Here is a 20,625-nt window from a genome sequence, read left to right as displayed (position 1 = left end):
TTTACAGATACTCTCAGCTACCATTCCAGCAAACTTGGCAGAAAACGAAATGTTTTATTCATCATTTTGTTTGATCACATGCTTTTGGAACTAATATTACTATATCGACTAGTGTAGCATCTTACTGATAATAATACTTTAAGCTATTCTTGCAGACTATGTTGACCTGTGATTGGCAGCTTGGTGCAATATATGGTTATCAGTCGAACGCTACACTAGCGCTATTGCTGTTCATGGCTAAAATAATACATATATCATCAATCTAAATTATATAGCGTATAGGTAGACTGAAAAAACAATCTAATACTTTTATACCACCCTTTAACCAAAACCATTACAGACCTACTCTTCATTGCAATTTGCAGTGATAAAGCATAACACTTTATAAAACCAAGTAAAAGGTATTTTGGGTTTTCCATCAACTCCGCATGTTTCATTATATCTGTCAATCGCAAATTCATTCTCTTCCACGCTTTATCTGCATCTAATACATCTCCTCTTTGATAGAAATTCTGCTTGATAACTACATCGATTTTCATGAATTTCCGACCCAATTTACGTTGTTCACAAAAAAAATATTGATCAACTTGGTCTATAAACAAACTTTCATCAAAACGATAATTAGCGAAAACACGCTCTCGAATAGCTAAACAACTAGCAATTGCATTAAACCTTTCTTGAGGTACAATTTGGTGAACATTTTTCATAAAATGATTTCTTATAAATGAAAATTCATTCGGTGAATATATAACTCCATCTTGTCCATACACAATTGGAGCAAACACATCCACATCTGGATTTTCATTAACCGCTTTATTTAATTTATCGAAATACACTTTATGCAATTCCGTATCATCATCTAATAATATCAAAATATCTGCATCTACTGCATCGATTGCTGTATTATATGCTTTCGATAGTCCCTTATTACCGTTCATTGAAATATACGTATAACCTAAATTATGGCATATATCTTCATTATTCATATCTTTTTCGCTATTATCAACAACTACTATTTCGATATCTAACGAAGACATTTTTCTCAAGCAATTACACGTAATAGAATTTTGAATATTTTTGTTATACACCACAACAATGGCTGCATATTTTATCCCTTCCATGTTATTCCCTCTTTAATTGTTCAGCAATATCAGCATCTACGATTTCTTCCCCCGACTTTTCTTTCAACTGCGCTTGACTTGCTTTACTCAACCCATTATTCACTGTCGCATTTATGTCACAAGTACTAAGCTTATCCAGTTCTGCATTCGTTACTTTTCCATTATGTAACTTACGAACAATTTCATTTTCATACATGCTATATTTAAATCCAAGTATATTTTTTATTTTATGCGTAAAGACCCACCACGCAGGTTTCCAAATATATTTGTGCATGGCAGGTGATACCGACCCTATCATCCAACAATTCCTTCTACAATTACGTACTTTAGCCCTTACCGATTCTGCTTTTTCGCTGTTCCATAACTCATTCCAAGATTCTGTATTTAAATTCCCCATCACCTCCTTATCTCTCGTCCCATTACATGGCATTACATCGCCATATGGGTCAATGAAGAAAGTATCAAAGCTCATATCACATGGTAATAATCGTTTTTGTCCATAAATGTAGTTGATTAGACCATGATTAAAATAGGCACGAAACCATTTTTTAGGGCTATTAGATGACAAGAGACGATTTGCAAGTTTTTCGAAATTTTCTGCAACCATCTCGCGATTTTTTATTATATTTTTTGTTTCGACAAAATAAAACGAATTATGCAAACTTGCAGTTGCAAACTCCATTCCCATTTCATTTGATATCTCATACAAAGGAACTAAATCTTCCGCATTTTTGTCTTGAACAGTCATTCCAAAACCAACATCAGACATCCCCATAGCTCTCAGTTTTTTTAACGTATTGTATCCACGCTGATATCCATTATTCAATCCTCTAATTTCATTGTTTGTTTTTTCTAAGCCTTCAATACTAATCCTAATTCCAATTTTTGGAAACTCTTTTGCCAATTCAATTATTCTGTCTGTAAAAAAACCATTTGTTGATATAACAATTCGATCTGATTTTTTATATAACTCACGCACAATATCTTTTAAATCGGTGCGAATAAAAGGCTCACCCCCAGTTATATTTGTAAAATACATTTGAGGAAGTTTTTTTATCGTTTCTATCCCAATTTCTTCTTCTGGTTTAGATGGTGCCTTATATCTATTACACATAGAGCATCTTGCATTACATCTATACGTTACTATAACAGTCCCATTAAGTTTTTTTGACATTAATATCAATCTCCATTATATAAATTAATAGTATTTTTAACTACATCGTCCCAATTGTACTTTTTACATATATACGACGCAGCTACTTCTTTATATTTCTTAACGACTTCTTTATTATTGATTAAATAATGTAATTTGTTTTTTAAATCAATAACATCACCTTTTTTAAAGACAACGGCCTTATCTTCAACTACAGATACACATTCATCTATGTCACTAACCAAACAGCAATTTCCATAACTCATTGCCTCTAATAGACTTAGCGGCATTCCCTCTAAATCAGATGGTAAGCAATAAACATACGCATTACTATATAATTCCTCTAACATACGTCCTTGTACAAAGCCCGTCCAAATTATACTATCTGTATTTTTTTTTAGTTCTTTTACATATGAATCAGTATCACTTGCCCCTCCTGCTATGACCAATTTCATATCAGTTTTTAATTCACTCCATGCTTCCAATAAATACTGAATTCCTTTTTCCGGAACAATCCGTCCTAAGTATAAAATGTATTTATTTTTTTCAAGTCCATATTTTTCTTTAATCATCTTTGCTTCTTGTATATTCGCAACATTGATTCCATTAGGTATAAATACCGTTTTCCGACCATACTCGTTCATGAAATAATCCTGTACATTTTTGCTAAGAACAATTATTTCATCAGAAAAACATACTGCTTGTTTCTCTCCCCATTTAATGTATTTGCTTGCCAGCCCTCCCCACTTGGCTCGTTTCCAATCTAAGCCATGTATTGTTACAACCACTCTTTTTCCTCTTAACTTCGGCAATAGACACACCGCCGCTGGTCCTTCAGCGTGAATGTGCACAACATCTGCATCACTCCACATAGCTTTCCAAGCAGCCACAAATGACGACGACAATGCAGCTAATCCTTTTTTTTCAATTGTCCACACTTTCTCTATTGTTACTCCGCGATAATGATTGCAATCTTTTTTATCATATTCCTTCCCGCTAACATGGTGTCCCATTCTATTATAGCAAATAACATTATGTCCCATCTTTACCATACGAGTAGATAATTCTTCAACAACTATTTCAACTCCCCCCTCACGGCTAGGCATTCTTTTCTGACCAAACATAGCAATATTCATAATTTTTATCCTTATATAACCTCTCATAAATAACAGATAGTATACTGCAAAGAACGATTTCGGCCCCTGACAATTATTAATTCATTATTAATTCAATATAGTGTAGAACCACAGAACCTCTTCCATATATTAATTAATTTCTACTCCGGTAGGTCTAGATACAACGAAACCAATTTTGCTTTTTCCTTGATAAATAATCAACAAATAGGCATAGGATTCTTATTTCGTTTATTTCCCCATGCTTGGATTTCCCTTTTCTCAACACTTTCAATACGTCTGTTAAGGCACTGTCTTGCTATCACATTAAGATCAATTTCGGCCATATTTAGCCAACTGCCGTGTTTTGGGCGTAGTGGATATTGAGTTTTTCAGCCTAGGATCTGTACCTCTTCCTTTTAGTCACTTTGTGACCACTGCCACCTGAATAGGAGGGCTTCTGTCAGTACGCTCCTTTGCCGAAGATGACGGCCGTAAATGTTTTAGCTAAATACATGATATCCAGCCATACAGACCAATTTCTAACATACCAGGTGTCCATATCCACACGCTCCTGAAAGCTGACATCGTTACGGCCGCTTACTTGCCAATATCCCGTTATGCCAGGCAAGCTCATGGTTATGGTACCAATGTTTTTGCCGATGTCTTCCTTTTCCCTGGGCAGGTATGGTCTTGGTCCCACGAGACTCATATCGCCTAACAGGACATTTAGTATCTGTGGCAGTTCATCGAGACTGTACTTACGCATCCATAATCCTACTTTTGTTACTCTAGGATCATACCCCCGCAGTTTGGCATATGTTTGCCATTCCTGCGCCGCTTTCGGGTTTTCAGTTAAATATTTTTTGAGAATTTCATCCCCATTTACATACATGGAACGAAATTTATAGCACTTGAAGTTTTTGCCATTTTTACCTATGCGTGTTGCGTTGTAAAACACATTTCCCTTGGAGTCCAGCTTAATGCATATCGCTAAAAGCAAAAGTATAGGACTAATGGCAATGCCGCCTACAACAGTTAATATTAAATCAAATAAGCGTTTATAAATCCGATTACGCCGCAACGCAAGATTATTCTTCATATTCAGCATAAGTATTTCTTCACTGAATAGCGATTGAGCTTCCACCCCCGCCATCGGGGTACCGATTAAGTCCGGTACATATGATAAGTTGCGTACATAAGGCTGAACAGTTGTAATCAATTGTTGCAATTTACTGCGGTCCATCCCTGGCGCAGTAATGATTACATTCTGTACAGAACTACTCTTAACAATTTTCTCTGCATCATTGACATTTCCTAACAAATTGTATCTTTTCGTAATTTTGTTGGAAATCGGTTTATCATCTAAAAATCCAATAACATTATATCGATAACCCAAGTCATCCTGAAAATAATGCAGCGACCGTTCTGCCGTCTTACCTGCACCTATAAAAACCACATCTTCATACAAATGATGACTACGCTTTAGCCACAAACTGATGGTCAACCGCTCAATATAGAGTATTGTCAACAGAATCAACCAAAACACCGCAAAGAAGGAACGTGCTGCCATCCAATCCGTAAAAAAATATAAGGCCACAATGTAAGCAATAAGACCATACGTCGTAGCATAAAAAACACTTCTAACTGTATAAATTATTGGACGCATCGTAGCATAGGCATTGGACTGAGATAAAAAAAGTAAAAACGTTAATGGTAACCACACATATATATAACTTTCATTAATAGACAAGTCATATAAATCAGTTGAAATCAGTCCGGTCAGTATAACTGCGATATAATCTGCCCCCATATAAACTATTGGCGACAAGTATGGGCGCAATCTTTGACGAATAGCATTATCATTCTTTTTCGCTGTCAATGTCATGTATTTCCTTTCTTGCCTATATTTGCCATCAAACAACACACCCTACTTTTCTGATTTCATATTCGCCAATGCATACTCACAACACTGACGCACTAGATTATTGACAGATACATGTTCTGCCTCCGCTACCTTAGTCAGTTCTTCCAGCAGGCTTTGTGGAAGGCGAAAGGTTTTGTTTATCATTTCTTCGGTTTGCCGTACTTGAAACATTATGATTTCTCCCCTATTCCACTTCTATTTTATCATACTGTGTAATAATATCATCTTTTTTTCATGGATGCAATGTTTTTTTGATTATTTTTTGCATTCTTGTCCACTCTCAGCTTTCATGTATTCTAATTTGTATTGTATAAAATTAAGATGATATTATAACAATATTCATTTCTCCCCCATATATAAATAGTGTTAATCTACCTCCCACTTATTTGCACCTGCCTAATTCATCCAGAATAAAAATTGCATTACTATATTAATACGTAATTCCATTACTATTTAACACGAAATAGCGTTTTTCACAACTAATATCTGCTCGTTGATTATATAATTCCGTCTAAAGCTAAAAATTACATATCGTTCACAAAATGCAACAAGTCGCTCAATTACATATCGTTCACAAAATGCAACAAGTCGCTCTCCTGGCCACACATCCAGAGAGCGACTTTACCTCATATTCACAGCTACTGCAGGATACTTGTATATTTCTGAAGACAACTTTTTCTTATTCACACTTACCTCCTTTACCATTTTGCAATGGGCACATCCACAGCAGCCTGCCCTAACATTCTTTTTAGGAAGCATCGTGCAAGCACATAACCACCTAATTGTGTAAGTTCTTTAAGGAGAATCTAAATTTAATTGCCACTCATGAGTGTCTAGCCTTCGCCATTTATAACCTGCAGAAGTACCCTGCCGCTTGATGGCATCAATAATACGGGCATAATGGACACCTGCAAACTTACTTGCCATTACCACACCGCTAAATACAGCCACGACTTCATTCGTCTTAGGATCTATCGCAGCCAAAGGACGCGTCCAGTTGTACTGCCTACTAGGCATTCGTCCTTCCGCGATTGCCTGCGCATTGCTAGTTGCCTGAACAACCATGCGTTTTTGCGCCTCAGGCGTATCAGCAGCTTGACTACGTTCGGCCCAATATAGATTCTCTACATTCAAATTGCTACGGTCGTGATCCTTATACATGACAATACTATTAGGATTTGGCATTTCTCCTATAAAGGATTCTGCCACCAGTTTTGCTACCGAACGATAATACTGCTTATTCTCTACGCAGATACGCACAATATATGAGCCAGCCCCTTTACCTTTGTCCATTCGGATTTTAAGAAGCCGACCTGTTTTTATACGGCGCACTCGCCCCAGATTGCTTACCTCAAATAGCGGGAATTCTTTGATAGTACGCCATTCTTCCTGCATCCATCTAAACCTCCAATCACAGATATCACATGTATACAATATACAAATAGTTTCACAATTTACTCTGCTCAGTATAGCATGCGCATGTGCAATGTACAAGAATTTTCTGTCGACTTTTATATTGCAACTCACATTTTAGGACATCACCATTTTGCGATAGTGACCTCTACACCTACACCTGTTTTGCCAGTCTGAGGAGAATGATATACTTCGTATTCGACATCTTGATTCTGGTATGCGACTTTGATATAGGTATCGTCATCCACCACTGCAACACCAGTTTTGATCCGGTGTTTTCGTTCCATATTAATAGCATAGTAATCATTTTCGATGACGCTGGTCTTATTGCCGGCGTCATCTTTTATTACGACTTCCCTAGACTCTTTGACTACTTTGTCGGCCTTCTGCGCCTTGGCATACTCCTTGGCCTTTGCGTCAGCTTCCTTCTGCGTTATCGTGTAGTAATGGTACTGGGGAGCCTGTTTTTCTTTCGCTCTTTCCATCTGATGAGTTATATCTTTTACTGTGGCTTCAGACTCCATTGGGAAATATTTCTTTACCTCTTTGGTGGATATGTCTGCTGGTACTCGGACTATTTCCGGCTCGCTCTTTTTCGTCAGCATAAAATATCCCCCGTACACTATTAATAGCACCAGTAAAACTCCTGCCACACGCATCATTATTTTTTTTACTTTCTCACTCATTCTCTTTTTCCTCTTTCCTTCTCAAAAGAAAACGCCCCTCACGGGACGCCGTCCTCATTTCTTTTCTTCTGACTGCACCATACTTGCAGTTGCATTTTTCAGCGTTGCAATAGGGTTCTCGCCAACTGGACTGTTCTTCCAGCTGTCCATGATATACTTCACGGCAGCCAAGGTACCGGCACCGCCGATAGCCTGAAAACCGCCCCAGCAACTCTGTAATTCAAAGTGCATGCCGTAAACTGCATTGCACACATATCCTACTGCCCAAAGGACGAACAGGATCAGAAATGCCGCCATCAATGCCTCGATTAGATACTCTTGCATTTTACTCATTTAGTTTTTCCTTCCTTATATAAATATATACATTCTTCAGTTCATTATTACCACCTCATGACTACCACAAATCACACTACAGTGTATTACAATGTATTTTCTTATAATATAATTAGGTTTGATAGAAGGTAATGTCTATGATACAATGTACCATAATAGATTACGGAGGTGATTCCTCATGGAGAAGGAAGACAACAGCACAGTTAAGAGCCTGCGTGCGCCGCAGGATACATTTGAGAAGTTAAAGGCGATCGCCGCCGACAACCAGCTCGGCTCCCAGGGCGAAGCACTAACTGCTCTTATACGTTTATGGGAAGTCAATAAAGCAAAGGTAGCTGTTCCAGACAGGGCAACGGAGATTGAAACCTTTCGCTCGTACCTCAACAAGATTGAGGATGCTTATATTCATTCCCTGGAAATCAATGTTGCTGCAGAAGACCGCATCAGAGAACACTTCGCTGGCCGACTTGAAGCTGATAACACGCTTATTAACAGTCTGCAGGAAGCCAAGAAGAATTTAATGGAGCAGGAAAAGGTATTGAAAGATGCTGTTGAGGAATACAAGCTGCAGCTGGTAGAGCAGGAGAATGATCTCCGCGCCGTTTCCGACAGCAAAAAATCCATGGAAGCCGACTTTGTGATGCGCCTTCAAGAGAAAGACCAGCAGCTGGCCGACAAGGAAACACTCATTGCTACGCTCACTAAAAAATCCTCCGCGGATGAGCAGAGGATTAAGGAACTGGAAGATGAACTTTTAGCTGGCGACGATTATCAAAAGAAGATTGCCGAACTCACTGCTCAGCTGAACGATGCTAACGCCAAGATTGCGATACTACAGAGTAACTGCGAACACCTGCAGAAGACTTCTGAACTAAACATTCAAGCCGCACGCTTAGAAGCTCAACAGGAAGCACAGGAAAAGATTGCAAAATTACAAGACTCTATCGCGGAGCGTTTTAGCAAATTAGAGAGATTTTAGGCCTTTACATACCATAACTTCTATATAACACTTGCGTAATTTACACTTACCTGTAATTCCCAACAGAGATAATATTTTGTCACTTTTGAAAGTGTTGGCACACATATCTTTATGAGGAGGAAGATTATAATAATGAGCGATATTACACACAGGCAACATTATGTTCCTCAATTTTATATGAGAAACTTTTCGTCTAATCCAACAGCAAAAAAAGAAAAACAAGGTATATCATTTGGTGATTTGAATAAAAATATTGCGAACGATAACATCCCTATAAAATCGATATGTTATGAGATTGATTTTTATGATACCGAATCACGTATTGAAAATTTCTTTAAGACCTTAGAAGGACAATGGTCTAATACAATAAAAGAATTAATTTACCGCAAAAAAATATCACCAAAAGATTTAGCTAGTATAAAATCATTTATTGTATATCAAAATAACAGAACATTAGCTATGTTAAATCATGTAAAAAAAATAGAAGAACAACTATTATGTTCCATATTAAAACATGACTACATAAATAATAAAAATAATTTTAATATCACACCTAAAATGCTCATAGAGTATTGTGATAAACTCATTTATAAAGTTAAGGATTTATCTGGTTGTTGTATTATTAATCATAGTGACGTCTCATTTATAACATCCGATATGCCTGTAGTTACAATAAATCCATTTAATAACCAATCATATGGTATGATAAACGCTGGGATTATTATGTTAATACCTCTCTCTAAAGAAATAATAGTAGCCATATATGACAAAAAAATATATTCAAAAACGCCTGATACAATTGATATTTTTGATGTAAAATACATTCACCAACTAAATAAATATCAATTCTTGAATGCGGAGAGTTACATTTTATCCGATAAAAAATCAAACCTAGAATTATATATAAACGATAATGAATTAGTCAATATGCGAAAAAAAATTAAAGAAACCAATATTATAAATCAAGCCACTGACAACAACAGCGGCAAATTACACCATATAAAAGCAAGGGGAGTACCATATAACTTTAAATTGCCTTTTTTCAAAATACCAAAATATATTGAAAATATTCCTCAAACTTGTAAATACGGGCTGAATCGTAAATATGATATTCGGCAAAGGACAGCTCTTATAATGATGAGAGATAATAACTTTAATGAAATCAAAGAAGTTTCTTCACAGGAAGATATCGATAACATAAAGAATGGATATAGAAAAATAATTGCATTTATGGATAAATACTGGAGAATAAATAAAAAAGATATTATTACTTCTGAAAAAAACGTGAAAAAATTTAAAATGACCTATTTAAAGTCAATATAGAAACAGTAACATAATTAAAAGAAAACATTTTTTAGGCCCATGATGAGGCGGTGAAGGAGTCTACACTTCAGTAACTAAAGTGTAGACGTAATTCCCCCGACCGGCCCGCCATGTGTAGCCCCTGACCATTTCATAGTCGACTGAATCTATAATGAACTGCTTATCGTGCAGTAATTGTCCGATATACAAGCCAGGTCTCTTTACGTAAGCGTTCAGTTTCCTGGGCCTGCCGGGTTTTCTTCTTATCTGCTTCGCTGATTCTATTCATAACACCTAGCCCTTCTTAGACTTGATGAAACAAGTAGCCGTAGCGGCAGCCATGAGGTCGCTGGACTCTGGGAATCGCTTGAATACATCTGATATGGTGTTCAGCTTTTCGTTCGCCGTTATCCGCCCATCCGGTGTACGCTGCGCCTCAAACGTCTGCGCAATAAAGTCTGTTACCGCTTTGTTGAGATTGATGCAGCGCAATGCTCTTAGCGTATTATGCTGATCTACTACGCAAATATAAAGCGGCAGGCCAACTTCGGTGGCAGCCTTCATCATGTGCATATCCTTCGGGAAGTTGTAGTCCTGTGCGTGGTACGGACTGTCACCTTCAGCAAATGGCTGCTGGTTTATTGAGAAGAACAGCATCTTGCCGAACCGGGACATGCCAATCTTTACCTGGCCATATTTGAAATCATCCAGCTCCAACGGTGTCGGATTCTTGATATGCCAGATAAGAGCCGCACTTTCGTTGCCGATAATCTGGAAGTGTGGCGTATTGAATGGAACCATCTTCATAGTGATTGGAAAGCGGTTACCAATGACTAAGGCCTGTGTCTTTTGATTTTGTTTATCTTTCATGTTCATACCTCACAGATTATATTTGACCAGGAACTTGGGATTGATAACCTTAAAGCTCAGGCGGCCACCAACAAAGCGCTTGTCATGTAGTCCATCAACATACACCACGGGGCGGATAACGATACCTTCACGCTGCGTATCTTTGCCACGAGTATCCAATACGCTCATGCCAATGGCCATGTCTACCAGCTCATCGATATTGTTTGTAAGCTTGAATTCACCCAGTACAGGTGCTTGCTTAAGACCGTCTTTCCAGCAATTATAAGAGAGTTCGTGCGGAGTGAAGTATCGCTTCTCTTCGGGGACATAGCACTGATAAATGCGAATCTCGTAATCTTTGAGCCCGTACTTATTCCCCTGAATGTTGGGGCCAAGGATTTCACCCTGATAGATGTTTGTCTTAATGAGCTTGTCTGCCAGCTTTGAAGCTGTTTTGAACATGAAGTCTTCCTTGTCGAAGATTTCACGATTCCGGGAGCAGACATGAAGCTTGCCCTTTTTGTCGAGCCAGAACGTAATGGAGCTACCATCCAGCTTTTCTGTGAACTGACAAGTAAAGCCTTCGTATTTGTCCAGGATATCCTGCAGCACCTGCACACGGGTTTCATCCGTCTTAGGTACAAGGTTGGTTGGGAACGGGCCAGACACAGGCTTGTAGATGAACTTCTTCCATAACCAGCGTCCAATTCGGAACTTCATGTACCACTTGTTCGGTACTTCCTTATTGCGATGTTTCTTCCACCATTGCTCATCATTGCGGATATCTGTTTCGTACTTCGTGATGCCGAGCTCCGTGGATACGTCTTGACCTTCCGTGACGCCCTTCTTCTGCAACCAGTCCGGCAGCTCGCTAATAGGCAAGCACATGCCCTGCGAGTAGATCCCCTTAAACCGACGCGTCTTCAAATACTTATCGGTAAATCCTGCACGCTCTGCCAAATCCTTCGGCAGTACAGAATCAATCTCCAGGTATACTACTAAGTCTCCCTCTTTGTAGAGTCCCTTCTTGACTACCACATGCCAGCCGAGCACAGTTGCTTTCTCAATGCGATCAGCTCCCTCGATAGCTTCAATCTTCTTAATGACTTGAATAGATGCGAGTTTACGCAAACATATTCCCCTTTCGTTTTTATGTCTTACGTATTCCCTATTACTGAAACAGGTCCCAGTTTTTTACATTTTGTAGAAAAATAGCATAAAAAAATAAGTCGCCCTATAATGAGCGACTTATTAGCTATTAGCCAAGCAGATACATCTTAGCTGCTACGAGAGCAACCATGCCGAACTCAATGAGCCGAGCCATGGGAACACCATACTTTGCCAATAGGCCGGCATCAAATGCCTTAATCTGTTCTGCATAGGCAACTACCATTGGTTTATTCGTATCAATGATAGCCTTGATGTTTTTCTCCAGCTTAGCGGCCTCTGCCTGTACTGCCGAATCCTGAACAGCCTTAAGAGCCGTCAGCGAAGATTGAACTGCTTCGAACCGAGTTTCCTGTGTCATGATAAATCCTTTCTTAGACACGCTGATTGCGATACCACTGAGCCTTGCCACGGAGGACGTCACCGCCACGGGAACCATCTTCGGCCCACGGATTATAAGCAGGGCTTTCATCCGTCTGCAGGTATTCCAGATCCCAACGCTCTACCGTTGACTTCGGGCCATAGTTCTCATGACACCAGTCGTTGCATTCGTTGTCTGCTGCCTCGCCATGGGTTGCGACATACTCTTTGCTGATAGTCAGCCACAATCCGTCTGCCAGTGCTTCAATAGCAAGAGCCATTGACTCAATCTGAGCTGCAGTCGGGGCTTCCGGGCCAAGGTCATTCGTGTTAGCCAGATAACCGCAAAGAAGGGTTACGCCGATAGCGCCAGTGTTGCGACGCCAAGTGTGCGCAAAAATGTCATCCAGCTCGCCGTAAACATAGATTTCGCCGTCTTCGTCAATCTGAACATGATAGTCGTCCCAGAACTGACCATAATGGCCGGCCGTCCAGTGAAGATAAATCTTCGGCTCACGACCAACTGACTGCGCCTGCGCCCAAATGCTCTCCCGGTAATCGGAAGCCATCTGACGGAGTTCCTCTACGGATACATGTCTCATTTCGGACTTGCTTACTACATGCGCCAAAATAAAAACCGCCTTTCCAATAATACAGATGTTAATTCTTACACTTTCTGTATTACCGAAATGGCGGTTCTATTTTACTTTCTTCTTTTTATTCAAACTTCATCCATCTGAAAAAGCCATCTATTATTATCATCCTCCTCGCTTAATATTTCTCGTATACGTGTCGTTATAATATATTTTTCCCAAAGATTTTTTCTGCAATCTTCTACGATTCGCGAAGGATTTGTATTCAATAATCCTGCTAATTCAGCTATTGCTATATTCATTACCCTCGAAAGATGTTCATTTCGTTCTGCATCAACATCATAATCTAAAAAGATATCCTCTCCAATTCCTTCTCTTATTACTGCTTCTATATTTTGTGTACATCCAGATTCAGTATCTTGCTTGACATAAATTTCAATTAATTTATATATATTGAGATACGAAGCATTATATAACCATTTACAATAATCGACAAAGTCTTCCGAGCTATAATGGACACAATATGTCAACATTTCAAGTATATTGATATAATAGATAATACTCGACGAAAGGCAACACGGCGAAATCGTAAAATATTTTTCCAGATGCTTATCCACTTTATATTCCATTTGATTTGAATAATTTACATTCAAGAGAAAATGTTTTTTACTGTATACTGAAAAACAACTTAACAAATCATCAACTAACTCCAACATCAAACAAATCTCTCTATTAAGTGTTTTCTTTTTTTTACCAAACTTGCTTGTCCCAAAATCTATGATACAAATTTCATCATTTTTCCCAACTAAAATATTTCTATTGTGTAGGTCACCATGTAAAATGCCCATTTTTTGATAAAACAATACCGTTTTAAATATATCCTTCGCTATGCTTATCCTTTGTATTTCCGAAGGATGATTGTTTAGCCATTCTTCTAACGAAATTCCCTCAATGTAATTGTAAACAGCCCAACATATCTTATCTCTATATATATTGGCATCATATATCGTCACAATATTCGGATGAGACATTTTACTTATCTTCCTTATCTCCTCAAAAAACTGATCACGATATCTCTTTAAGTCTTTACTTCTTGGTACCCATGCCTTTATAACGACATCACGGTCAGTAAATTTTTCATGAGCTCGAAAAACAACTCCATTAGCCCCTACTCCTATCACATTTATAAGATGGTACTTAGGAATAATAAAATCTATCCATTTTTGCTTAATGCAAAAAGATGCTTTTCCATTATTAAAGCGATAATCCTCATTTTCTTTCAGCATAAAAGCTCCCCCATTTTCTCTGTTATCATTCGTTTTAATCTGATTATAATCATACATTAGACTTCAAATAAGGTAAAATACTTTTTATCAATGCTATCTATAAGCTATTTTAATACGTTATTATAATATTGTATTATAAGCTTTTATATATAATAATAGCTATTTATTCTTCATTACCATCTTGATAATATCGATAATAAACTTACCCTTCTCATCCTTCTTGCCAGTGAATTCAAATTCTACTTCTGCCTGTCGAAGGTAGTTATTGCTTACTTCAATAGCTACTTTAGCATAAACACTGGAGAACATGAGTGCGCTGATTTCACAGCCACCGCTTACAAGTTCAGGGAATGCCATCAGGCGGCCGCGCTTGTCTGCTCGTTCATTCAGTTTGCGGATGCTGCCTCTGAATGTGATCTTCTGGTTTACTGCTACTTCATCCCACCAGGGCTTAACCGTGATGTAAGTACCCAGGGACTCTTTCTCAAACTCCATGGTAAGGCTGTCATTATATCCTTCTTCTACGAAGGGCTCAATTTTATCTTTGCGGGCAACGTGGAATTCATTGAGGATAGCAAGTCGGTTTTCATCTTCCCAATCGAAAGCGCCGGCCTTGATGAGGTTTTCACCAATACGCTTGTTAAAAGCTTTCTTCGGGATACGCTCAATGGCATCCGTTACGGAAGCATATGGACGATTAGCAAGAATTTCGGGGATAGCTGCATCGCCTACGCCTTTTACACTGCCCAGACCATACAGGATAGATTTACCATTGGCCTTGAAGTCTACGCCGGACTCATTGATGTCTGGAGTCTTGATGATAATGCCCATCTTATGTTCACAGATATCCGTATAGTAAGCGATGTCATCATTGTTATCCTGCATGGATAATACGGCGGCCATGAACTCTGCCGGATAGTAATACTTCAGCCAAGCTGTTAAGTATCCTACATATGCATAACAGCTAGAATGGGCGCGGTTAAAGCAATATTTTGCGAAGCCCTCGATTTTATCGAAGTAATCCAGCACTTCTTTTGCTGAATATCCGTTAACCAGTGCCCCTGTAATTTCTCCGCCATACTTTCCTTTCGGATCGTACCACGGTGCATTATCGTCGTTCTCCCAGCCTTCAGGACCTTCGCAGTTCTTCTTGCCGTATACGTGACACCGCTTCATCATAGGGAATAACTCCACTTTTTTTGCCCAGTATCTTACGCGTAATGGAGTCAGCCTGCATATCATTGAAGTTTGCAATCTTCTTTGAGATGGCCATCAACTGTTCCTGGTATACAGGGTTACCGAAAGTCTCATCAAGAATATCTTCGCACCCACGGATAGGATATTCGATTACGGCTTTACCGTTCTTTACGTCGGCATATTTCTTATCCAGTCCGATACTGATTGGCCCTGGGCGGCCGATAGCACAGATAGCGCCAAGATCGCCAAAGCAGTTTGGCTGAATGCGATCAACGATGCCTTTCATCATATCTGACTCAATCTGAAAGACTGCTTCCGTATTTTTATTAGCAATGTACTTCCAGACCTTTGCATCTTCGATATCAGCTTTGTCATATAAGTCGTTAAAATCTTCGATAGCATCAACTGCATCTATCGTCTTTTGTATGATATCCAGCGTCTTGAGCCCCAACACATCATATTTGATTGCCCCATAGTGTTCAAGCTGTGGGCCAGTATAAAGGGCGATTGCTACGCCATCTTTATAACGCACCGGGAAAAGGTCAGTAACAGGCATCGGCGTAACAAGGACACCGGATGCATGAACTCCCTGATTACGAGGAGTGCCCTCAAAAGCACGAGCAAGGCGGAAGAGCTCTTTATTATTGCTTTCAATACGGTCAAAATCTTGCCAAGGTTTCTTTTCATTTTCATCGCCATCCTTCATTGCGTCGAGGTCTTTGAACTTGAGGCCAGGGCTGTCGTTAATGCCATCAATGGCCTTTGTAATATCATTGATAGTCTTGAAATCGATATCTAGAACACGGGCTACATCCTTGAGCCCAGACTTAACACCCATAGCAGAATAAGTGCCGATGTGAGCCACACATTCTTCGCCATAGTAGTCCTTCAGATGTTCGATAACATCATCGCGATGCTCGTACTCGAAGTCCGTATCGATATCTGGCGGATCTTTTCGGTCTGCCGTGAGGAAGCGGGAGAACAGCAACTGATTTTGAATCGGATCGATGTTCTTCGTTACTCCAATAGAGAAGAGTGCAAGGCTACCTGCAGCAGAACCACGGCCTGGCCCTGTGGGGCAGTTGTTTTCGTTGGCCCAGGTTACATACTCTTCCACGGCCAGCATATACGGTGCAAAGCCTTTGGAGTTGATAATATCCAGCTCACTTGCCAGTCTTGCTTCGTACTCCTTCACATCGTATTCCGGATGCTTAGCAAGGTACTTATACATTCCCATGAATGCTTTTTGCGTGAGCCACGTTTCCGGGGTAAAGCCCTTCGGAACCTGTACGTTGGAGAACAGCGGCTTATCACTGCCCAGCTTGATGTTGCCATCCACTTTATCAGCTATTAACTGAGTGTTCTCTATGGCTACCTTATAGAACTTCGTATACTCATCTGCATCGTCAGCATCAAAGTCAGTCTTCTGCATTTGCTCAGCAAAGCTTTCGTACATTTCTTCTTCAGACTTAATCCAGAAGTCGTTGGAATAACGCATACGGTCAGTATCTGCTTTCTTCTTCCCTGTTCCAATGCAGAGAAGGGTGTCGTGGTCATCCCAGTCCTCTTTGAGGGTGTAGTGTACGTCGTTCGTAGCAATTACCTGTACTTCCATTATCACTCATTGCTTTATTCTTCTTGGCAACATCACATGTATTGGCCGCGGATGCTCCAGCCAATTACACGGTTTGGGACAGGATGCCCGCTGAAGCCGCAGTCAATGTAAAATTAAAAGTCCAGAACTCTGTAAATCTCTACACAGCACCGAATGGCAATAGCTTAGCTGGCAGTATTTCAGCCGGCGAGATTGTCAATCGCATCTCCTGCGTCGTCTATACGCACCCTAGCCGCCATGCCGTTCAGGTACTGAAAATGACCAAAGCTTATAAATACCAGCATTCCTCCCCCCTGAGTTCATAACGCTATCCCCTGGCACCGTAATCTATTTACTGCAATACACCGGCGAGGGCACATATCTTGCACTATGGAACGATCAGCTTCTTTGGTGGCTGGAAGGATATAATACCGCAAACTTCTCCAGTTCACATCCAAATGCTCCGTGGGGCACCTATATCGGCGAACCAACTGACCCAGCTCTGGGCATTGACTTATGGATGTGCCTCCGAAAAGCTGATGGCACAGTAGGCTGGGTTCATCCCAAGGATTACCCGCAAGGAACGTTCAATCAGTATTGGAAATAAAAAAGAGGCCTAACCTCATCACGTTGGAGGTTAGGTCTTTATTTCATTGCAGACCAGACTTGGTCTTTTATCTCATCCATTGTCATTATTCCATGAACCAGCGTGAAGTAATCCGGCAGCCTTTCCTTGCACCACTGGATATCGATGTTCAGCATGTCACTGGTTATGGCACTCAAATCAAAGCCAAAGGCATCCAGGGAGTAACGCATCTTATCCGGCTGGCGGCAGGGCTTTCCCGTTTGTCTGGTGCAATTATCGCATAAGATGCAGCCGCCGGAAGACAATGACACGCTTTCAGGATACTGCGCCTCAAGGCCTCGCATCTTTTCATCTACATCCAGCTTGACTGCAGACACGATTTTCCAACCCACATCCTGGATTTTCGCTGGCGTATCCGCCGCCTCTATTACCTGCGGTTCTATTTGTATCTTTGCTCCAACGATATTTACCCAGGCAAAGCGGTCTAGATACGCATCAGCATCAAATGACAGGGGCGGACAGCTCCATACCGTTCCATATTTCGGGCACTCTTTACAGTAGGCCAAAAACTTTTCAGCATCCTGATATCTTGCTCTGAACTGCTTCATTGGCAAGCTGCTTTTCCGGTACTCTACCGTGTAATCCATATCACCACATCCATTTATCAATCATCTGTGAAGCAATTTTTGATTCCATGCTGCCCAAAAACGCGAAAGCATCATAGATAGCTACTACCCAAGTCTTACCATCAGCCTTGCAGCATTTTCATGATGCAATCCTTGGTAAATTCCTTGCCCAGTCTTTCGTCAGTTATCCCCCTGCCATAGAAATCTACATACGCCCAGCCGCTTTTCCTTTTCTGGAGCAGTATGCCACCGAGACTGAGCAGGTCCTTGAATTCCTTGAAATTATTGGCTGAGACTGCACAATCCTTGATATTTTTCCGCATACGATTCAGGACTGTATCCCGCTCGGTCTCCCACATCCGCAGTTCCGACGTCTTATGATGCTTGCGGGTATTCTGTGCCTCCCATGCCTTTTCATGTTCGATATCTTTCCGGAGCTTGCGCCTGTCCCGCGCCTTCCTGACCGCTGCCTCACATTCATCCAGATGTTCCAGGATGGCCGTCCGGCTTTGATAAGCCGCATTCTCTGTCATATCCACCAGTTTTATCTGTGCCCTGGTAATCGCAACATAATAGAGGTTGAGCTCCTGAATGAAATCCTTGAACCGCTCATCCTGCTGCTCCAAATGGCTCATGCCTGACCGGAGCTTTGCCGAACCAAACCGACAGCTCATATAGCGGAAACCCAAATCCGGGAAATCATCCATCAATTTAACAGTATGCCATTCCAATCCTTTACTGGTATGCGCATTGGTCAGCACCACGGATGCGTCTGGATTGTTCATCCTACGGGCGATATCCAGCAGTTCATACAAGTCATCTTCATAATTCTCCGCAATCTTCATCGCAGACAGGATCTCCACATCTGCAGTGCTCTCAGCATAGTCCTGCAGTTCCTCCTTGCCATGCAGACGGTTCAGGAACTTGAATTCGCCCACAAAGTCATTGCGCCGGTCAAAGAGGAATTCCTTGACCGCGATGGCCGCCTTGAATACGTCATCGGGCTTCTTGACCAGATAAACCCGCTCTGGCTTTTCCCGATACTCATCAATCAAATCCACCAGCGCCGAATTCGTCCGGGTAATACAGGCGATCTGCTTATTCTTCAGTTTATCCTCATTGATCATGGAATTCATGGGATAGTACGGCACCTGCCCATCGTAGAGCATATCCATGAACACCGTCATATAAAGATTAGCCCTGTCCAGAATCGGCTGCCGGGCACGAAAGGAATTGGTCAGATGAAGTGTCACATCTGCTTTTTGCCGCGCCAAAGCATTGATAGCCCCGCGAAAGCCATAGATGGACTGATGCGAATCCCCGACGAAAATCCGGCTGCAAGAAGCCCGATTGATGATGCTGAGCGTCACAGGATTGCAATCCTGGCTCTCATCGACCAGAATGCAGTCATATATCCTGCCCAAACCTTGTTCTTCCGGCGAAAGCATCTGAAAAAGCTTCAGATAATGGTCATGAGGCATCGGCAGGATTCCCTCCGCCACCAGTTCAAAAATCTTTTTTATCTCACCGTTTGGGAAATCATGCTCAGCGGATATAAGGAATTCCTTATACCGGCTCAGCAGCAGGAAAAGCTCGTAATTCTCCTTGTGCGGAAAGCAGTCATGAAGCATATCTACTTTGATAGCCGCTAAGGTCGGACGTGCCCCCCTGCTGAAGAAATGCCTGTAAGCCATGCTATGCATAGTCATAGCCCTGGTATTGGCAGGGAATACCTGATTGGCCTTGTCGGCGATACTGCGATTGAAGGCCAGGTACAGGAATCTCTTCTGCGGATTTGCATTGGCCACAGCCACCAGCGTGCTGGTCTTGCCAGAACCAGCACAGGCGTCAATCTTCATGACCTGTCCAAGCTGCAATTCCTGTGATGCTTTTATTATCTCGATCTGTTCCGATGATGCACGCATTGTTCTCTCTCATTCTCTCATTCATGCTGTATTTATAAATAAACTCAACAATAAATGTTAAATATTTTTATAAATTTTGTTGCTCATTAACTGCTCTCGACAAGCCGAGTATCGGACGAGTCCTCAACCAAGCAAGCGGTCTACGCAGCAACTACCACAACTGGACGCAGCACTACGCCCTCTATCCCGTCAGCCGAAACATTCGGGAATACTTTTCTCATTATCTGGAAAGCTCCATTGACATCGGCATTTATGAGCCTGCCATCGTTTGCCCGGAATAGTCTGCGATGTATCCTGCGTGTCTTGTCATAGTTTTCCTTTGCCGGGACTTCTTCATCCAGGAATGATGTACCGCTCGTATAGCTTTCTTCCGTCAGGATGACCGCTATACCTCGTTCTTTTGCTTTGTATTCAAT

Annotated in this window: 21 protein-coding genes and 1 pseudogene; 3 read left to right on the top strand and 19 right to left on the bottom strand. The window is 40.8% G+C overall.

The features are described 5' to 3' along the window. Positions 1-257 precede the first annotated feature (257 nt). From BUB68_RS13005 to BUB68_RS12970, 9 genes and pseudogenes are all read right to left on the bottom strand, one after another. Positions 258-1,121, bottom strand: coding sequence for a glycosyltransferase family 2 protein (locus tag BUB68_RS13005; RefSeq protein ID WP_073092220.1), 864 nt, complete (start codon positions 1,119-1,121; stop codon positions 258-260). A 1-nt stretch (position 1,122) separates the two neighbouring features. Then, positions 1,123-2,295: a radical SAM protein gene (locus tag BUB68_RS13000; RefSeq protein WP_073092217.1), complete on the bottom strand. Its 1,173-nt coding sequence runs from the start codon at positions 2,293-2,295 to the stop codon at positions 1,123-1,125. A 5-nt stretch (positions 2,296-2,300) separates the two neighbouring features. Then, positions 2,301-3,410: a glycosyltransferase family 4 protein gene (locus tag BUB68_RS12995; RefSeq protein WP_218587705.1), complete on the bottom strand. Its 1,110-nt coding sequence runs from the start codon at positions 3,408-3,410 to the stop codon at positions 2,301-2,303. 218 nt (positions 3,411-3,628) lie between these two features. Next, positions 3,629-3,760, bottom strand: a pseudogene (locus BUB68_RS15095) (IS630 family transposase); the annotation flags it as partial. Between the two features lie 89 nt (positions 3,761-3,849). Further along, on the bottom strand, positions 3,850-5,274 hold the full coding sequence (gene wbaP / locus BUB68_RS12990) for an undecaprenyl-phosphate galactose phosphotransferase WbaP (RefSeq protein ID WP_073092211.1): 1,425 nt from the start codon (positions 5,272-5,274) through the stop codon (positions 3,850-3,852). A gap of 42 nt (positions 5,275-5,316) precedes the next feature. Continuing rightward, positions 5,317-5,484: an Arc family DNA-binding protein gene (locus BUB68_RS12985; RefSeq protein ID WP_073092208.1), complete on the bottom strand. Its 168-nt coding sequence runs from the start codon at positions 5,482-5,484 to the stop codon at positions 5,317-5,319. A 624-nt stretch (positions 5,485-6,108) separates the two neighbouring features. Beyond that, on the bottom strand, positions 6,109-6,708 hold the full coding sequence (locus BUB68_RS12980; protein WP_073092205.1) for an NUMOD4 domain-containing protein: 600 nt from the start codon (positions 6,706-6,708) through the stop codon (positions 6,109-6,111). Between the two features lie 143 nt (positions 6,709-6,851). After that, complete coding sequence (locus BUB68_RS12975; RefSeq protein WP_073092202.1) at positions 6,852-7,412, bottom strand: hypothetical protein; 561 nt, start codon at positions 7,410-7,412, stop codon at positions 6,852-6,854. A 54-nt stretch (positions 7,413-7,466) separates the two neighbouring features. Beyond that, entirely contained in the window at positions 7,467-7,745 is a 279-nt protein-coding gene (locus tag BUB68_RS12970; RefSeq protein WP_073092199.1) for a hypothetical protein, read from the bottom strand. 178 nt (positions 7,746-7,923) lie between these two features. Here BUB68_RS12970 and BUB68_RS12965 point away from each other — a divergent pair, with 178 nt between their 5' ends. Further along, the gene (locus BUB68_RS12965) at positions 7,924-8,724 is read left to right on the top strand and encodes a coiled-coil domain-containing protein (protein WP_073092196.1); all 801 of its coding nucleotides are present in this window, start codon (positions 7,924-7,926) and stop codon (positions 8,722-8,724) included. A 132-nt stretch (positions 8,725-8,856) separates the two neighbouring features. Further along, positions 8,857-10,047 (top strand): DUF4238 domain-containing protein, encoded by a 1,191-nt coding sequence (locus BUB68_RS12960; protein ID WP_073092193.1) that lies wholly within the window; start codon positions 8,857-8,859, stop codon positions 10,045-10,047. Between the two features lie 273 nt (positions 10,048-10,320). Here BUB68_RS12960 and BUB68_RS12955 read toward each other — a convergent pair whose 3' ends face one another. The 7 genes from BUB68_RS12955 to dnaE all read right to left on the bottom strand — a co-directional run bounded on the left by BUB68_RS12955 (position 10,321) and on the right by dnaE (position 17,093). Further along, positions 10,321-10,896 carry a hypothetical protein gene (locus tag BUB68_RS12955; RefSeq protein ID WP_073092190.1) on the bottom strand — a complete coding sequence of 192 codons (576 nt, stop codon included), beginning with the start codon at positions 10,894-10,896 and terminating at the stop codon, positions 10,321-10,323. 9 nt (positions 10,897-10,905) lie between these two features. Beyond that, a complete protein-coding gene (locus tag BUB68_RS12950) occupies positions 10,906-12,006 on the bottom strand; it encodes an RNA ligase family protein (RefSeq protein ID WP_073092187.1) in 1,101 nt (366 codons plus the stop codon). 127 nt (positions 12,007-12,133) lie between these two features. After that, entirely contained in the window at positions 12,134-12,403 is a 270-nt protein-coding gene (locus BUB68_RS12945; RefSeq protein WP_073092183.1) for a hypothetical protein, read from the bottom strand. 13 nt (positions 12,404-12,416) lie between these two features. Further along, positions 12,417-13,031, bottom strand: a complete 615-nt coding sequence (locus tag BUB68_RS12940; RefSeq protein ID WP_073092180.1) for an N-acetylmuramoyl-L-alanine amidase — start codon at positions 13,029-13,031, stop codon at positions 12,417-12,419. A 92-nt stretch (positions 13,032-13,123) separates the two neighbouring features. Then, positions 13,124-14,281 carry a serine/threonine protein kinase gene (locus BUB68_RS12935; RefSeq protein ID WP_073092177.1) on the bottom strand — a complete coding sequence of 386 codons (1,158 nt, stop codon included), beginning with the start codon at positions 14,279-14,281 and terminating at the stop codon, positions 13,124-13,126. Positions 14,282-14,440: 159 nt separating this feature from the next. Continuing rightward, positions 14,441-15,460: a helix-hairpin-helix domain-containing protein gene (locus tag BUB68_RS12930; protein WP_073092174.1), complete on the bottom strand. Its 1,020-nt coding sequence runs from the start codon at positions 15,458-15,460 to the stop codon at positions 14,441-14,443. Next, the gene (dnaE, locus tag BUB68_RS12925; RefSeq protein ID WP_073092171.1) at positions 15,411-17,093 is read right to left on the bottom strand and encodes a DNA polymerase III subunit alpha; all 1,683 of its coding nucleotides are present in this window, start codon (positions 17,091-17,093) and stop codon (positions 15,411-15,413) included. Before dnaE ends, BUB68_RS12930 begins: the two co-directional genes overlap by 50 nt. A 23-nt stretch (positions 17,094-17,116) precedes the next feature. Here dnaE and BUB68_RS15090 point away from each other — a divergent pair, with 23 nt between their 5' ends. Beyond that, the gene (locus tag BUB68_RS15090; protein WP_143188172.1) at positions 17,117-17,398 is read left to right on the top strand and encodes a hypothetical protein; all 282 of its coding nucleotides are present in this window, start codon (positions 17,117-17,119) and stop codon (positions 17,396-17,398) included. A gap of 319 nt (positions 17,399-17,717) precedes the next feature. Here BUB68_RS15090 and BUB68_RS12920 read toward each other — a convergent pair whose 3' ends face one another. The 3 genes from BUB68_RS12920 to BUB68_RS12910 form a co-directional block, all read right to left on the bottom strand. Continuing rightward, entirely contained in the window at positions 17,718-18,305 is a 588-nt protein-coding gene (locus tag BUB68_RS12920) for a DUF2284 domain-containing protein (protein ID WP_073092167.1), read from the bottom strand. A gap of 101 nt (positions 18,306-18,406) precedes the next feature. Then, entirely contained in the window at positions 18,407-20,209 is a 1,803-nt protein-coding gene (locus BUB68_RS12915; RefSeq protein ID WP_073092164.1) for a UvrD-helicase domain-containing protein, read from the bottom strand. A 140-nt stretch (positions 20,210-20,349) separates the two neighbouring features. Next, a partial coding sequence (locus BUB68_RS12910) for a zinc ribbon domain-containing protein (RefSeq protein WP_143188171.1) occupies positions 20,350-20,625 on the bottom strand: 276 nt, incomplete at its 5' end.

The sequence above is a fragment of the Pseudoselenomonas ruminantium genome (genome assembly GCF_900142515.1).
GTDB lineage: Bacteria > Bacillota > Negativicutes > Selenomonadales > Selenomonadaceae > Selenomonas_A > Selenomonas_A ruminantium_D.
This window is presented reverse-complemented; position numbering and strand designations above follow the sequence as displayed.

Bases quoted from the DNA above. Each gene is read 5' to 3' on its own strand.
- BUB68_RS13005 (WP_073092220.1), bottom strand. From the start codon at position 1,121: ATGGAAGGGATAAAATATGCAGCCATTGTTGTGGTGTATAACAAAAAT.
- BUB68_RS13000 (WP_073092217.1), bottom strand. From the start codon at position 2,295: ATGTCAAAAAAACTTAATGGGACTGTTATAGTAACGTATAGATGTAAT.
- BUB68_RS12995 (WP_218587705.1), bottom strand. From the start codon at position 3,410: ATGAATATTGCTATGTTTGGTCAGAAAAGAATGCCTAGCCGTGAGGGG.
- wbaP (WP_073092211.1), bottom strand. From the start codon at position 5,274: ATGACATTGACAGCGAAAAAGAATGATAATGCTATTCGTCAAAGATTG.
- BUB68_RS12985 (WP_073092208.1), bottom strand. From the start codon at position 5,484: ATGTTTCAAGTACGGCAAACCGAAGAAATGATAAACAAAACCTTTCGC.
- BUB68_RS12980 (WP_073092205.1), bottom strand. From the start codon at position 6,708: ATGCAGGAAGAATGGCGTACTATCAAAGAATTCCCGCTATTTGAGGTA.
- BUB68_RS12975 (WP_073092202.1), bottom strand. From the start codon at position 7,412: ATGAGTGAGAAAGTAAAAAAAATAATGATGCGTGTGGCAGGAGTTTTA.
- BUB68_RS12970 (WP_073092199.1), bottom strand. From the start codon at position 7,745: ATGAGTAAAATGCAAGAGTATCTAATCGAGGCATTGATGGCGGCATTT.
- BUB68_RS12965 (WP_073092196.1), top strand. From the start codon at position 7,924: ATGGAGAAGGAAGACAACAGCACAGTTAAGAGCCTGCGTGCGCCGCAG.
- BUB68_RS12960 (WP_073092193.1), top strand. From the start codon at position 8,857: ATGAGCGATATTACACACAGGCAACATTATGTTCCTCAATTTTATATG.
- BUB68_RS12955 (WP_073092190.1), bottom strand. From the start codon at position 10,896: ATGAAAGATAAACAAAATCAAAAGACACAGGCCTTAGTCATTGGTAAC.
- BUB68_RS12945 (WP_073092183.1), bottom strand. From the start codon at position 12,403: ATGACACAGGAAACTCGGTTCGAAGCAGTTCAATCTTCGCTGACGGCT.
- BUB68_RS12935 (WP_073092177.1), bottom strand. From the start codon at position 14,281: ATGCTGAAAGAAAATGAGGATTATCGCTTTAATAATGGAAAAGCATCT.
- BUB68_RS12930 (WP_073092174.1), bottom strand. From the start codon at position 15,460: ATGATGAAGCGGTGTCACGTATACGGCAAGAAGAACTGCGAAGGTCCT.
- dnaE (WP_073092171.1), bottom strand. From the start codon at position 17,093: ATGGAAGTACAGGTAATTGCTACGAACGACGTACACTACACCCTCAAA.
- BUB68_RS12920 (WP_073092167.1), bottom strand. From the start codon at position 18,305: ATGGATTACACGGTAGAGTACCGGAAAAGCAGCTTGCCAATGAAGCAG.
- BUB68_RS12915 (WP_073092164.1), bottom strand. From the start codon at position 20,209: ATGCGTGCATCATCGGAACAGATCGAGATAATAAAAGCATCACAGGAA.